A 14,042-nucleotide genomic window follows, 5' to 3' on the forward strand; every position below is an offset into this window, starting at 1 on the left:
CGCCAACATCACCTACATCCTGAAGGCGTGGGGCCTGGCCTGATTCGCCCCACAACGCGCGAAACCGCCTCCTCGGAGGCGGTTTTCGCGTATGCGGGCAGGGTTACGCGGGACGGCCGCGGTGCTCGTTCCATTCGCGGGCCAGGATGGACATGACGGTCGCGTCGATCCACTCGTCGCCGTAGCGCAGAGATTCACGCAGGACGCCCTCGGGACGGAAGCCGGCCTTCTCGTAGGCGCGGCGGGCGCGCGGGTTGAAGGCATAGACCTCCAGGGAGATTCGGTGCAGGCCGAGCTTCTCGAACCCGTAGCCGACGATCAGCCGCGTCGCCTCGGTGCCCAGCCCGCGGCCCTGGCCATCGGGGCCGATGAGGATGCGGAAGTTGCAGCTGCCATTGCCGGGATCCCGCCGATTGAGGACGGCCTCCCCGACGCAGCGGCCGGTCGCGATGTCGGCAATGGCCAAATCGAGGCGGTCCGGCTGGGTTTCGCGCGTGGCGTACCAGTCGCGCAAGCGCTCGTGCTCGGCCGGATCCTCCGGCGCGGGCTCGGTGGTCTCCTGGTGGACGCTGCCGGTCAGCCGCCGGACATCGGGATCGCGCAGGGCCGCGCGGATGGCGTCGAGGTCTTCGGGAATGAACGGCCGCAGGAGAACTTTCGTGCCGGTCAGGGTGGGCTTGATCGAGAAGTCGGCGGATTCGAACACCGGTGAATTATCGCGCCGAGATCAATAGAGTCGGCGAATGGCCAGTTCACCCTCGGGGACGTCGCCGGCCACGCTCGCCGACGTCCTGCCGTCCGTCGCCGCGTCCTTCGGGCTCGACCAGCGCAATCCGCTGGCCCTCGCGCCCAACCGGGATGTGGTGGTGCTGCTGATCGACGGCCTCGGCGCGGAACTCCTCGCCCGCCACGCCGACAGCGCGCCCACCCTGGCCGCGCACGTACGCACCACCCTCACCGCGGGCTTCCCCGCCACCACCGCGACCAGTCTCGCCAGTCTCGCCCTCGGCGCGCCCTGCGCGACACACGGCATCATCGGCTACAGCTTCGCCGTGCCCGACCGCGACCGTCTCCGCCTGCTGAATGCGCTGCGCTGGAGTTTCGACAGCGCGACCGGCGAGGACGCCCGCGACGCGTACCCGCCGGAGTCGGTACAGCCGCATACCAGCCGCCTGGAGGACCTCGGCGCCCACGGCGTCGAGTTGCACTACGTGATCCCCGCCTACCAGCGCACCTCCGGTCTGACCCGGGCCGCCTTCCGCGCGCCGGGCACCCTGCACCCGGCCGCCACCCTCGACGAGCTGCGCGCCGGAATCCTCGCTGTCGCAAGGCATTCCGGCATGAACTCCCGCTTCGCCTACGCCTATTTCCCCGATCTCGATGCCAACGGTCACCTGTACGGACCCGAATCGCCGCAGTGGCTGGCCGTGCTCCGCGATATCGATGCCTGCCTCGCCGGCCTGTTCGCCGAGCTCCCGTCCACCTGCACGGTGCTGATCACCGGCGATCACGGAATGATCCACGTGGACACCGTCATCGATCTGGACGCGCGGCCCGCGCTGCATCGCGACGTCCGGCTGATCGGCGGCGAGGCGCGGGTCCGCCACATCTACCTCGACCGCCCCGAAGCCCTGGCCGACGCCCACTCCGCGTGGACCGCCGAACTGTCCACGCACGCCACGGTCGTGACCCGCGAGCAGGCGCTCGACGAGCACTGGTTCGGCCCGACCCCGCCCATACCGGTGATCGCCTCCCGCATCGGCGATCTCGTCGCCGTCGCCGAGGGCGCCGCGGTCCTGGTCCGCCCGGCCCTCGAGCCCTTGGAGTCCGCCCTCGTGGGCCACCACGGCGCCCGCACCTCGGCCGAGCAACTCGTCCCCCTCATCGTCACACCCTGATCGCAAGTGGGTGCGGCGCTCGCTGCAGCACTCAGGTGCGCAGTAGCGCGGTCTGGACCTTGCGCAGGCGGTCCACATCGCCGCGGAAGCCGGCCACGGCGTCGTTGTAGAGGAACGCCTCCCACAGCCGGACCAGGGCGTAGGCCAGGGTGTCGCGCTCGATGGGAGGCTGGTAGCCCTCGGATTCGGCGCGCGCGATGAACCGCTCCACCAGGGCCACCGCGGTCTGGTGCACGATTCCGTCACCGCGGGTGATCAGGCGCAGGGCCGCGGTCGATTCATTGTCGAAATACGAACGCAGCGCGTCGTTCTCGACCAGCAGATCGATGGTCCGGTTGAGTGCCGCGACGAGCCGCTCACCGCCCGCCCCGCGGGAGCGCCGATCGGCATGGGCCACCACTCGCTCCAGCTGCCGCGCCACGGCCGCGCCCAGCAGGCCGTCCCGGGATCCGAACCAGCGGTAGATGCTCGCGCGGCCCACCCCCAGCTGGGCGGCAATGGCATTGACGTCCACCCGTTTTCCGCTCAGGAACACGGCGATGGCGGCTTCGAGCACATCGTCCCGGCTGGCCGAGGCGGGCCGGCCCGGTGCTCTGGTTCCCTCCGCGCGCGTCACGCGGACAGCTTAGGGGCCAGGTATGCCGACAGTGTGCGGGCGGTGGCCACCCGCCCCAGGGTGAGGGCCTGCTGGAGCACCCCGGGATCGCGGTCGATGCGCCCGATATCGGGTGCGCTGTGCGGCGGGCGGATCTGCAGCACGGCCGGATCGGAGTCGAAGTCCCCCTCGTCGCTGTGGTGTCGCTGGACCCGATCGAGCCACGGTCCGACCGTTCCGGGCGCGTGCCGGGACAGGAAGCGGGCCACCACCCGGGATTCCAGACCCGAAGGAGGACGCATGGTTTCGCCGGCGCGGCGGGTGCGCAGCACCAGGACGCGGGTCGCGCCCTGCGTCAATGCCGTTCGCACCGGGACGGATTCGGAGAGCCCGGCATCGACGTACCGGCGCGCGCCGATCCGCACCGGCCGCCCGGCCAGGATCGGCAGACAGGTCGAGGCCCGCAGCGCCGTCTGGACCGAGCGCACATCGCTGAGCTCCGGATGCAGATCGACGGCCGCGCCGGTGTCGGCGTCGGTGGCGATGGGGTGGAAGGTGATCGAATTGGCCAGGATCGCAGGGAAATCCATGGGCACGATGCGCTCGTACACGGTGTGCACCAGGTAGTCGGTATCGACCACGCGACCGCCGCGCAGGGCCCGGGCCGGATTGATCACGCGGTTGATCACCTCGGGATTCCAGGCCCGCCGAGAATCCACCGCGCGCCCGCAGAGCAGCCAGGCGGCGTTCAACGCGCCCGCCGACGCCCCGTACACCGCGTCGAAGCAGGGCAGGATGCCCAATTCCTCGATGGCCATGGCCATGCCGTGCGAGTACGCGCCGCGCGAGGAGCCGCCCTCGATGACGAGGGCCAGCCGATGCGAGTCCGTGCGCTGCCCGGGCGCGCTGCCCTCGCGATGCCGGTGGGCGATGAGCTCGCCGACGCCGAGTGTGCGGTCGTGGTCGGGCACGGATGGCTCCCTTGGATCTCGGTGGTGCGCGCGGCCGTTCGAGTATACGACCCTATTTGAGACACTCGTGTCTCTGTGTATCATATCCGGCGATGGCGTGGGTAGCCATGAACCTGGAGGTCAACGCATGCAACTAGCGCTCACCGACGACGAGCTCGCCTTCCGCGACGAGCTGCGCGCGTTCTATCGGAGCGAGATCCCGGCCGACATCCGCAACCGGCAGCGGCACGGGCAGGAACTGAGCAAGGACGACATCGTCACCACCCAGCGCATCCTCAACGCGCACGGGCTGGCCACCCCGAACTGGCCGGTGGAATGGGGCGGCAAGGACTGGACCCCCATCCAGCGCCACCTCTGGCACGACGAGATGCAGCTGGCCTCGGTGCCCGAACCGCTGACCTTCAACACCAATATGATCGGCCCGGTCATTGCGCACTTCGGTGCCCAGGAGCTCAAGGAACGCTTCCTGCCGGCCACCGCCAATCTCGACATCTGGTGGTGCCAGGGCTTTTCCGAGCCCGAGGCGGGCTCCGACCTGGCCGGGCTGCGCACGGTCGCGGTCCGCGACGGCGACAGCTACGTGATCAACGGCCAGAAGACCTGGACCACCGCCGCCCAGTCCGCCGACTGGATGTTCTGCCTGGCGCGCACCAACCCGGACGCGCCCAAGAAGCAGGCCGGCATCTCCATGCTGCTGTTCCCGCTCGACACCCCCGGGGTGACCGTGCGGCCGATCAAGCTCATCGACGGCGGCCACGAGGTCAACGAGGTGTTCCTGGAGAACGTCAGGGTGCCCGCGAATCAGCTTGTCGGCGAGGAGAATCAGGGCTGGACCTACGCCAAGTTCCTGCTCGGCAACGAGCGCACCGGCATCGCCGCGGTCGGCCAGACCAAGGTGAAACTGTGGCTGGCCAAGGAGCACGCCAAGCAGACCCGCCTGGGGGAGAAGACCCTGCTCGAGGATCAGCTCTTCGCGACCCGCCTCGCCGAGCTCGAAAACGAGCTGCTGGCACTGGAACTGGTGCAGCTGCGGGTGGCCGCGGGCTCGGCCGACGGCAAGCCCAACCCGGTCTCCTCGATTCTCAAGCTGCGCGGCACCGAACTCCAGCAGGCCGTCACCGAGCTGCTGGTCGACATCGCCGGACCGGATTCCGTTGCGCGCGAGGAGGAGTCGGATCCGGACTGGGCCCGCCGCAGCACCGCCACCTACCTGAACTACCGCAAGACATCGATCTACGGAGGATCCAACGAGGTGCAGCGCGGCATCATCGCCTCGACGATCCTCGGACTGTGAGGCAGCACCATGGATTTCGATCTCACCCCCGAACAGGACATGCTGCGCGACACCGTGCGTGACGTGCTGTCCCGCGGCTACACCCCCGAGCGCCGCAACGACATCGTCGGCACCGAACTCGGCTGGGATGCCGAGATCTGGGCCACTTTCGCCGAAATCGGCCTGCTCGGGCTGACTTTCGCCGAGGAGGACGGCGGCATGGGCGCCGGGCCCATCGAGGCCATGCTGGTCATGACCGAGATCGGCCGCGCCCTGGCCCCCGAACCCGTGCTGGACTGCGCACTGCTGCCGGGCGGGCTCATCTCCGCCGTCGGCGCCGACGCACAACGTAAGGACCTGTTGCCGCGCGTCGCCGAAGGGGAGCTCAAGCTCGCCTTCGCACACGGCGAGCCGGGGCTGCGCTGGCCCGCCACCGACACCGCCACCCAGGCGGTGCGGCAGCCGGACGGCTGGCGCATCACCGGCCGCAAACACCCGGTCTCCCACGGCGATTGCGCCGATCTGCTCATCGTGAGCGCGGCGCTCGACGACGGTATCGGGCTGTTCCTCGTCGACCCCGCCGACCCGGGCGTGCGGCGCACCCGCTACGCCACCCACGACGGGCTGCGCGGCGCGGACATCGCATTCGACGGCGCGGTGGCCGAACCGCTCGGCGAGCCGGTCGATGCCGCCGCCGCCATCCAGGCCGCCCTGGCCGGGGCGCAGGCCGCGCTGTGCGCCGAAGCCATCGGCGCGATGGAGGAGTCCCTGCGGCTCACCGCGGAATACCTGAAGACGCGCAAGCAGTTCGGGGTGCCGCTGCGCACCTTCCAGACCCTGACCCAGCGCGCCGCCGATATGTACGTGTCGCTGGAACTGGCCCGCGGCATGAGCATGTACGCGTCCATGTCGCTGGCCGACGGTATCGTCGATCCGGTCGTCGCCTCCCGCGCCAAACTGCGGATCGGACGCTCCGCCCGGCACATCGGGCAGGAGGCCATCCAGATGCACGGCGGCATCGGCATGACCGACGAATACCCCGTCGGCCACTACACCGCGCGGCTCACCGCCATCGAGCACACCCTCGGTGACTCCGCCGACCACCTGCGCTACCTCGGCGGGTACGTGGCCGATTACCAGATGGTCGAAATCTGATGCACATTCGCGGCGCGGTCCTGGAGGAGATCGGACGGGCGCGGCCCTACGCGCAGTCGCGGCCGATCACCGTGTGCCGGCTCGAACTCGGCGATCCCGGGCCCACCGAGGTGCTGGTCGCCATCGAGGCGGCCGGGCTGTGCCACTCGGATCTGAGTGTGGTGGACGGCAATCGGCCCCGCCCGCTGCCCATGCTGCTCGGCCACGAGGCCGCGGGCACCGTGCTGGCGGTCGGCGAGCGGGTCGCCGATCTGCTCATCGGACAGCGAGTGGTCATGTCCTTCCTGCCGCGCTGCGAAGAGTGCGACGCGTGCGCGCGGGACGGGCAGCTGCCCTGCACCGCGGGCACCCGCGCCAATACCGCCGGTGAACTGCTGCACCATGCCGGGCACCTGTCGCGCGGCGGCGACCGGGTACGGCACCACCTGGGCGTCTCCGGCTTCGCCACACACGCCGTGGTGGACCGGGCCTCCCTGGTGCCGGTCGGCAACTCGGTGCCGCCGGAGATCGCGGCACTGTTCGGGTGCGCGGTGCTGACCGGCGGCGGGGCGGTACTGAACGTGGCCGATCCGCGTCCCCAGGACAGCCTCATGGTGGTCGGGCTCGGCGGCGTCGGGATGGCCGCCCTGCTGACCGCGAAAGCCATTGGCGTGCAACGGCTCATCGCGGTGGATCGGCTGGCGGACAAACTCGCCCTGGCGAAGGAGCTCGGGGCCACCGAGACGTACACGCCGGAGCAGATCGCCGGCCAGGGGATCCGGGCGCGGTACGTGGTGGAGTGCGCCGGGCATCCGGCCGCATTCGAAACCGCCTATACGGCAACCGAACCCGGCGGCATGACCATCACCGTCGGACTGCCCGGGCCCAATTCGACGGTGACCCTGCCGCCGCTGAGCATCACCGCCGAGGCCCGCACCATCGTCGGCAGCTACCTGGGTTCCGCGGTGCCGGCCCGGGATATTCCGCGCTACGAACAGATGTGGCGGGAAGGGCGGCTGCCGGTCGAGAAATTGATCACCTCTCGAATCGGGCTGGAGGAGATCAATGAAGCGTTGGATCTCCTGGCCGATGGAGCAGCGGTCCGCCAGATCATCGTGTTCGACCATTCCTGAATCGAGAGTGGTTGCACCGCAGTGAAAGACAGCGAAGACCCGGCGAGCCAACCTCTCGCCGGGTCTTCGCTCGCTTCCGACGTCGAACGTCAGTTGGTCCGAGTTACCGCCGGCGGATTCCAGCCGCCGTCGACGATCTTCTGGTCGGGCCAATAGGTGCGCAGCACCAGGTTGAAATCACCCGACGCGGGGGCCGGAAGCCAGTTGGGCTCCTTTTCCGGGCCCGGGTTCTCGCGCTGAACATAGATGTCGACCGACCCATCCGAGCTCTTGGTCAGGCGTTCGCCGCGCACCGCGTAGCGGTTCAACGGGTTGTCGACGAAGAAGCCACGCTGGTCGTACATGGTCAGCGACCAGAAGCCCCTGACCGGTGGGATCTGGTCGGCGGCGAAGTGCAGAACATAGGTGTTGTCCGCATTCAACTGGGTCTTCCTGTCGTCGACGCTACTGGACGGGTAGATCGCGTCCTGGGGCAGATTGGCGCCCAGACCTGCGTAGGCGATCATGGCGCGGGTGGCGTAATCGGTGCCGTAGTCACCGATCTCGCTGCGCGTGATCTTCCAGCCGTTGACCTCGTTCTTGTCCGGAATGGTTTCGATCTGTGAAAGCGCCCTGGGCCAGGCCTGCTCCCAGCGGGCGCGCTCGGTCTCGGACAGTGTGGACAGGTCGAGCTTCTTGTCCGGCGTCCAGCCGATCGCGGCCAGCTTGTCGAGCAGGGCCTTGTCATCGGTGCGAGTCTCGTTGTGCGACAAGGCCGAGTAGTACAGGTCCCAGTACTGCTGCGGGGTCAGATCGTGAATGTATTGGACGACCTCCTGATCCTTGGGCCAGTCCGGGTGCGGATCGATGTTCTGCGGCGGCGTGTACGCGGCGCCGTTGGCACTGAGCGGAGCCGCCGTCATCTGATTCTGGATGGCGATCACATTGGGAACGTCCTCGGGGCCGTCGACTTCGATGCGGCCGATCATCCAGCCGGAATCGGTGGGGAGACGGTATTCGTGTACGCCCTCGGGCAGGCTGCCATGGAAGTTCGGGCCGACGATCGCGAACTGGTAACCGTGCACATCCCCCAGCGTGCGGGGGCCCGGGGCAGCATCGACATTGCTCCACATGTCCAGGATCGGGAACAAGTGATACCGCCCGCCCATATCGGGCACGCTCACCACGAGCGGTTCCTGGGATACGTCGAAGAACATCGAGGTGTAGAGGGTGTCGACATTGGGGCGCACCACGCTGGTGAACTTCGCATCGGGCAGGAAGTGCAGGGGCGCCAGCTGATTCATCGGCGCCGTGCCTGTCGACGGATCCGCCGCGGGAACGTTCGTCGACTGCCTCCGTGTCACCTCGACCGACACCAGCGGATAGGTGTAGGCATATGCCTGCACCGCCAGATCATCGGCGCTCGGCGCGGACGAGGGCGACGTCGTCGATGACGACTCCGACGAATTCTTCGAGCAGGCGGCGGACGCCACCGCGACCGCGGCCACGAGGCCCGTCGCCATGGCCGCCCAGGCCCACCGGGATTTCGAACTTCTGATCACCGCATCCTCCTGGTTGGGAATTTTCGAACGCAGCTCGAGTCGACTGATTGACAGCAAACTCTCAGCGAGAGTATCGAGCGGTGGGGTAGAAGTGCGTAATTTAGTGGACGAAACCTCATTTCAAGTCTTTGTCCTGCCAGCCGGCATTCTCTAGCTGGACCTAAACAGCGGTCAGCAATCAGATAGCGATCATCCGTTGCGGGGATGAGCCGACCGCGGTCCGCTTGGCGTAGTCGGTTACCTGGGTGACGCGATCGGTCCTGGGCTCCGCGTGGGGTTCTCGACAAAATGGGAGAGGTTCGAAACCGAAGAGAGAAAAGGGATTCGACTGATGTCGCAAGTCATCCGGGACCTCGAGGGCAAGGTCGCTCTGATCATCGGCGGCACTCGGAATCAGGGTGCGGAATTCGCCAAGAACATCGCTGGGCGCGGTGCCACCACGATTGTCACCTATCAGGGGGACGAGCAGGCCGCCAAGGCAACGCTCGCGACGCTCGAGACGTTCGGCGTGACAGTGGAAGCGGTCCGCTCCGACGCCACCTCGGCCGTGGAGGTCGACGCACTGTTCGCGGATATCGTTGCGCGCCATGGCAAGCTGGATATCGTCGTGCACGTGCCGGGGCGGGTCATCAAGAAGCCGATCGCGGATACCACCGACGACGACTTCGATCAGCTGATCGTGCGCAATACCCGGACCGCGTTCAATACGCTGCGCGCCACGGCCCGGCACATTGCCGACAATGGTCGCTATGTCGTGTTGTCCACCACCCTCACCTCGATCATGACCGGCACCTACGGGCTGTATTCGGGATCGAAGGCGGCCGTCGAGCGGATGGTGGTCGCCGCGGCCAAGGAGCTGGGTGAGCGCGGTATCACGGTCAATGCCGTCGCGCCCGGTCCGGTCGACGACGACTTCTTCCGCGGTGCGGAGACGCCCGAATCCATTGCGGCCGCGGCACTGCACAATCCGCACGGGCGTCTCGGTCTCCCCACCGACACCGCACCGCTGGTCGGGTGGCTGGTCAGTGCCGAGGCAGGTTGGGTCTCGGGACAGACGATCCGGGCCAACGGCGCGATGTTCTGAGCGTGCCCACCTCAATCGTGGACACCGGCCGGGTGCGGTCGAATCGCACCTGGCTGCCATGGGCCACCGCCGCCTGCTGGCTGCTCACGCTGTCGTACTTTCCCGTCTCGCTGGTGGTGGCCCACGCGTGGCCGACGGGATACAGCATGTCGGGCAACTACATCAGCGACCTGGGCATCACGCGGTGTGGCGACTACGTCGATCGCGATGGGGCCCCGCGATGGGTGTGCTCGCCCGATCACGCGGTGCAGAACGTGATGTTCGTGTCGACCGGCCTGCTGACCTTCGCCGGGGCACTGAGCTGGGCGCGGATATGGAGCGGTCGTCGATTCCGGGCCGGGTGTGCGCTGGTGGCTGTCGCCGGTCTCGGCATCACGGGAATCGGGCTGGCGCCCTGGGATATTCGGCCACAGGCGCACGACACGATCGCATTGGCACAGTGGTTCGCGCAGTTGGCGGGCATGGTCCTGATCACGCCGGAGGTGGCGCGCAGGCGGCGCGGCCTGGCCGTCGGCACCGCACTGGCCGTGGCGATCTCGGTGATCGGCGGTGTGTTCCTGTTCACGAGAAACCATTTCGGTCTCGGTGCGGGCGTGTCGGAACGCATCGCGTTCGACACGCTCACCGTGTGGGGCGGGCAGGTCGGATGCGTTCTGTTGCTCACCCCCGAAGGCGGTCGGCGCGGCGGTAGGCATCCGGAGACAGACCGGTCCAACCGTCGAAGGCACGGCTGAGCGCGCGAGCATCGCTGTAGCCGACACGCAGCGCGATGGCCTGCACGGTGAGCGAGGTGTGACGCAGCAGTCGGGTGGCCTGCTCACAGCGCACCGCGGCCAGCTCCTCGCTCCAGGAGGTGCCCGCCTCGGACAACCGCCGCTGCAAGGTGCGGTCACTGATCCACAGCCGCGCGGCCACGGCGGCGACCCGCGGGCCCCGTTTCGGCGAGCTGTCCGTCGGCCCGGTGCTCTGCGCTATCTCCGAATACAGTGCCGCGCGGAAAGATTCGATCCATCCGGGAATCGGACGCGCCGCGCCGATGGCATGCTGGGCGGCGGTGTGCAGGATCCGGCGCAGTTCGGAATCATAGGGCCGCGCCTCGGTCCGAATTCCAGTGATCCGATAGTGGATCAGGTCTGCCGGTTGGCCGAAATGGATCACCGTGGTGCCCAGGGCATCTTCGAGATATCGATGATGCCGGGGCGCAGGGTGCGCGAAGTCGACTCGCACGGGCACCGCTGCGTCGCCGAAGGCATCGCGGGCGCGCCGGACGGCCACGGTCACCGCGAACTCGTTGATGATGCCGCGGGTCTCGCCATAGGTGGTGCCGCGGTACCCGACCGTGAGCGCGGACCCGTTGTCGGTGACCTCCAACTGCGCCGCCGGATCGCAGATCACGACGCTGAACCGCGATGCGTCGTGAAATCCTTCGGCCAGTGTCGGAGCACTGCTGAACAGATAGTCCCAGATATGCAACCGCCCGCGGTCGGCCATATCCGCGGCCCGCACGCCCGCCTCGTTGCCGACGACGTGCTCCATCAGCGCCCACAGTCGATACTGGCTCTCCGAGGGAATGCGAATCTGGTCATCGGCCAGCAACTTCCGATCGAAGCTTCCGATTCGCGTGGCCTCCACCTCGTCGATACCGGACCTGACCGCTGTGTCCAGCACAATGCGCACCACATGCCCCGAGACGGTCCGCTCGAGCGCGGGATTCGCGATATCCATCACCATCTCGATTCTGCGCCATGGTGCGGTTCGGTCGAATCAGTGTTCGCAGAGAGAGAATTCGCGCTTGTAGGGCGAGTCCGACGCGCCGCCGAACCCCGTCTCCGAGTTCCGCTCGACCCCCCGAGCGGCCCGCGCGACGGTCATTGGATATAGACGGTCACTGGATGTAGAGGGCGGTCAGTGTGCCGTGGACAGTAGGCGGGCTCGCTGGCGAGCCTCGTCCTCGGCGCAGGTGGTGGCGAGGGCGCGGTGGCGGTTGGTGCGGACCGCCGCGCTGAAGAGCTGGTATTCGGCCGAGGGGACGCAGACCTCGCGATAGGGATGTCGGTGCCCGGCCCGGCGCTGCGGGCCCGGAATAACCACGCCGCGACGGGGATCGGGGCCGTCCTCCTGGGAGCGCACCCACTTCTGCATGGTGCGGGAATCGATACTGGGCAGGTATTCCACCGCACGATCCCATTCCAGGCCCTCCACCTGCATCGGATCGGCGACCGCGGTGACGACAACGGCGTATGCCGTACCGACGGTGTTGTCCGCCATTGGATCTACCCCCTGTCCATGCTCGAGATCTCCGGCGTTGCGCGGGGAATGTTCAGGATACGTCGAAAGATCTTGCACTACTGAGTCTTTCGCTGTACCCACAGGTTGTTTGCGGGTACTCCACAGTCTCCGATAGGCCGAATCGGCCAGGTGTCGGCGGAATTCCGGCGTTGTGGCTCCGGTTGCTCCGCGGGTGCGGTAGTGGCGCGAATCACCCCGCGCTCACGCCCCGGAATACGCCCGCCACCCCCTATGTTCAAGTGGTTGCCATATCCACCAAAAATGGCAGCGACCCGAGGAGGACCCGTGCAGTTCGGAATTTTCAGCGTCGGTGACGTGACGATGGACCCCACCACCGGCCGTACCCCGACCGAGGCCGAGCGCATCCAGGCCATGGTCCGCATCGCCCTCAAGGCGGAAGAGGTCGGCCTCGACGTCTTCGCCACCGGCGAGCACCACAACCCGCCGTTCGTGCCGTCCTCGCCGACCACCATGCTCGGCTACATCGCGGCACAGACCGAGAAGCTCGTGCTGTCCACCTCCACCACCCTCATCACCACCAACGATCCGGTGAAGATCGCCGAGGACTTCGCCATGCTGCAGCACCTGGCCGGCGGCCGGGTGGACCTCATGATGGGCCGCGGCAACACCGGACCCGTCTACCCGTGGTTCGGCAAGGACATTCGCGACGGCGTCCCGCTCGCGGTGGAGAACTACCACCTGCTGCGCCGGCTGTGGCGCGAACAGCGGGTGGACTGGGAAGGCAAGTTCCGCACCCCGCTGCAGGGCTTCACCGCCACCCCCGCCCCGCTCGACGGCACCCCGCCGTTCGTGTGGCACGGCTCCATCCGCTCGCCCGAAATCGCCGAGCAGGCCGCCTATTACGGTGACGGCTTCTTCCACAACAACATCTTCTGGGACCAGCAGCACACCCGGCAGATGGTGAACCTGTACCGCCGCCGCTTCGAGCACTACGGGCACGGCGCCGCCGAACAGGCCATCGTCGGACTCGGCGGCCAGGTCTTTATGGCCGAGACCGAGACCGAGGCCAAGCGGATCTTCCGCCCCTACTTCGACAATGCGCCCGTGTACGGGCACGGCCCGTCGATGGAGGACTTCACCGAACTGACCCCGCTCACCGTCGGCACGCCCGAACAGGTCATCGAGCGCACCCTGGGCTTCGCCGACAATGTCGGCGACTACCAGCGGCAGCTGTTCCTCATGGACCACGCCGGCCTCCCGCTGGACATGGTCCTCGACCAGCTCGAGATCCTCGGCAAGGAGGTCGTCCCGGTGCTGCGCAAGGAATTCGAGGCGCGCCGCCCCGCCGGAGTGCCCAGCGATCCGCCCACCCACGCGTCGCTGGTCGCCGCCGGACCGGACGCCCCGCACCACCTGGTCGAGCCCGCCCGCGAGCGCGTGCTCGCCGAAAAGAACTGAGGACGAGCATGAGTCGCAAACTCGTAGTGCTGACCGCCGGGCTCTCACAGCCCTCCTCCACCCGGCTGCTCGCCGACCAGCTCGCCGCCGCGGTCACCGCGGCGGTGGGCGGGCGCGGGGAGAGCCTCGAGGTGGAGGTCATCGAACTGCGGGAACTGGCAAGCGATCTCGCCACCACCATGACCACCGGCGGGCTGCCCACGCCCGCGGTGGCCGCGGCCCGGCAGCAGGTCTCCGACGCCGACGGCATCATCGCGGTGACACCGGTGTTCACGGCGAGCTACAGCGGCCTGTTCAAGATGTTCATCGACGTCCTCGACACCGATGCGCTCAATGGCATGCCGGTCCTGATCGCCGCCACCGCGGGCACCGCCCGGCATTCGCTGGTGCTCGATCACGCCATACGTCCGCTGTTCACCTACCTGCGGTCCGTGGTGGTGCCGACCGGCGTCTTCGCCGCGACCGAGGACTTCGGCTCCACCGGCCTGGCCGAGCGCATCCAGCGCGCGGCCGCCGAACTGGCCCAGCTCGTGGTCGCCGAACCCACAGGCGTCCAGGGATTTCTGCAGGACGCGCCGGTCCATCGACGCAGCTCCGGCAATGGCGTCGGCGCGGTGCGCCCGTTCAGCGAGCTGCTGGCCGGGCACGCCGGAGACGGGCGGTAGTCGCACGCCCGAGACGGGCGGTAGTCGATCGGTCGCTGGG

General features: G+C 68.0%; 14 protein-coding genes. 8 read left to right on the forward strand and 6 right to left on the reverse strand.

The annotated features are described in order from the left end of the window. Window positions 1–103: 103 nt before the first annotated feature. Window positions 104–706: a GNAT family N-acetyltransferase gene (locus ACWEKS_RS19020; RefSeq protein WP_452341304.1), complete on the reverse strand. Its 603-nt coding sequence runs from the start codon at window positions 704–706 to the stop codon at window positions 104–106. 37 nt (window positions 707–743) lie between these two features. On the opposite strand from ACWEKS_RS19020, the gene ACWEKS_RS19025 reads away from it, so the two are divergent. Next, a complete protein-coding gene (locus ACWEKS_RS19025; RefSeq protein ID WP_452341305.1) occupies window positions 744–1,898 on the forward strand; it encodes an alkaline phosphatase family protein in 1,155 nt (384 codons plus the stop codon). Window positions 1,899–1,929: 31 nt separating this feature from the next. Here the strand turns inward: ACWEKS_RS19025 and ACWEKS_RS19030 are convergent, their stop codons facing one another. After that, window positions 1,930–2,514, reverse strand: a complete 585-nt coding sequence (locus ACWEKS_RS19030) for a QsdR family transcriptional regulator (RefSeq protein ID WP_452341306.1) — start codon at window positions 2,512–2,514, stop codon at window positions 1,930–1,932. Continuing rightward, the gene (locus tag ACWEKS_RS19035; protein ID WP_452341307.1) at window positions 2,511–3,464 is read right to left on the reverse strand and encodes a patatin-like phospholipase family protein; all 954 of its coding nucleotides are present in this window, start codon (window positions 3,462–3,464) and stop codon (window positions 2,511–2,513) included. The genes ACWEKS_RS19030 and ACWEKS_RS19035 overlap by 4 nt, the downstream gene beginning before the upstream one ends. A 127-nt stretch (window positions 3,465–3,591) precedes the next feature. On the opposite strand from ACWEKS_RS19035, the gene ACWEKS_RS19040 reads away from it, so the two are divergent. The 3 genes from ACWEKS_RS19040 to ACWEKS_RS19050 are packed head-to-tail and all read left to right on the forward strand — an operon-like array spanning window position 3,592 to window position 7,004. Further along, the gene (locus ACWEKS_RS19040; protein WP_452341308.1) at window positions 3,592–4,758 is read left to right on the forward strand and encodes an acyl-CoA dehydrogenase family protein; all 1,167 of its coding nucleotides are present in this window, start codon (window positions 3,592–3,594) and stop codon (window positions 4,756–4,758) included. Window positions 4,759–4,767: 9 nt separating this feature from the next. Then, a complete protein-coding gene (locus tag ACWEKS_RS19045) occupies window positions 4,768–5,892 on the forward strand; it encodes an acyl-CoA dehydrogenase family protein (protein WP_452341309.1) in 1,125 nt (374 codons plus the stop codon). After that, window positions 5,892–7,004 (forward strand): zinc-binding dehydrogenase, encoded by a 1,113-nt coding sequence (locus ACWEKS_RS19050; protein WP_452341310.1) that lies wholly within the window; start codon window positions 5,892–5,894, stop codon window positions 7,002–7,004. The genes ACWEKS_RS19045 and ACWEKS_RS19050 overlap by 1 nt, the downstream gene beginning before the upstream one ends. An 89-nt stretch (window positions 7,005–7,093) precedes the next feature. Here ACWEKS_RS19050 and ACWEKS_RS19055 read toward each other — a convergent pair whose 3' ends face one another. Then, the gene (locus ACWEKS_RS19055) at window positions 7,094–8,545 is read right to left on the reverse strand and encodes a DUF1254 domain-containing protein (protein ID WP_452341311.1); all 1,452 of its coding nucleotides are present in this window, start codon (window positions 8,543–8,545) and stop codon (window positions 7,094–7,096) included. A gap of 331 nt (window positions 8,546–8,876) precedes the next feature. Here ACWEKS_RS19055 and ACWEKS_RS19060 point away from each other — a divergent pair, with 331 nt between their 5' ends. After that, window positions 8,877–9,629, forward strand: a complete 753-nt coding sequence (locus tag ACWEKS_RS19060) for an SDR family oxidoreductase (protein ID WP_452341312.1) — start codon at window positions 8,877–8,879, stop codon at window positions 9,627–9,629. A gap of 2 nt (window positions 9,630–9,631) precedes the next feature. Then, window positions 9,632–10,363 carry a DUF998 domain-containing protein gene (locus ACWEKS_RS19065; RefSeq protein WP_452341313.1) on the forward strand — a complete coding sequence of 244 codons (732 nt, stop codon included), beginning with the start codon at window positions 9,632–9,634 and terminating at the stop codon, window positions 10,361–10,363. On the opposite strand, the gene ACWEKS_RS19070 is transcribed toward ACWEKS_RS19065, so the two are convergent. Then, window positions 10,290–11,354, reverse strand: coding sequence for an AraC family transcriptional regulator ligand-binding domain-containing protein (locus ACWEKS_RS19070; protein ID WP_452341314.1), 1,065 nt, complete (start codon window positions 11,352–11,354; stop codon window positions 10,290–10,292). The genes ACWEKS_RS19065 and ACWEKS_RS19070 overlap by 74 nt on opposite strands. A 180-nt stretch (window positions 11,355–11,534) precedes the next feature. Further along, window positions 11,535–11,897, reverse strand: coding sequence for a hypothetical protein (locus ACWEKS_RS19075; RefSeq protein ID WP_452341315.1), 363 nt, complete (start codon window positions 11,895–11,897; stop codon window positions 11,535–11,537). A 306-nt stretch (window positions 11,898–12,203) separates the two neighbouring features. On the opposite strand from ACWEKS_RS19075, the gene ACWEKS_RS19080 reads away from it, so the two are divergent. Together ACWEKS_RS19080 and ACWEKS_RS19085 are read left to right on the forward strand one after the other, a co-directional pair. After that, window positions 12,204–13,337: an LLM class flavin-dependent oxidoreductase gene (locus tag ACWEKS_RS19080; protein WP_452341316.1), complete on the forward strand. Its 1,134-nt coding sequence runs from the start codon at window positions 12,204–12,206 to the stop codon at window positions 13,335–13,337. 8 nt (window positions 13,338–13,345) lie between these two features. Continuing rightward, a complete protein-coding gene (locus ACWEKS_RS19085) occupies window positions 13,346–14,002 on the forward strand; it encodes an FMN reductase (protein ID WP_452341317.1) in 657 nt (218 codons plus the stop codon). Window positions 14,003–14,042 lie beyond the last annotated feature (40 nt).

Source organism: Nocardia sp. NPDC004711 (genome assembly GCF_053601595.1).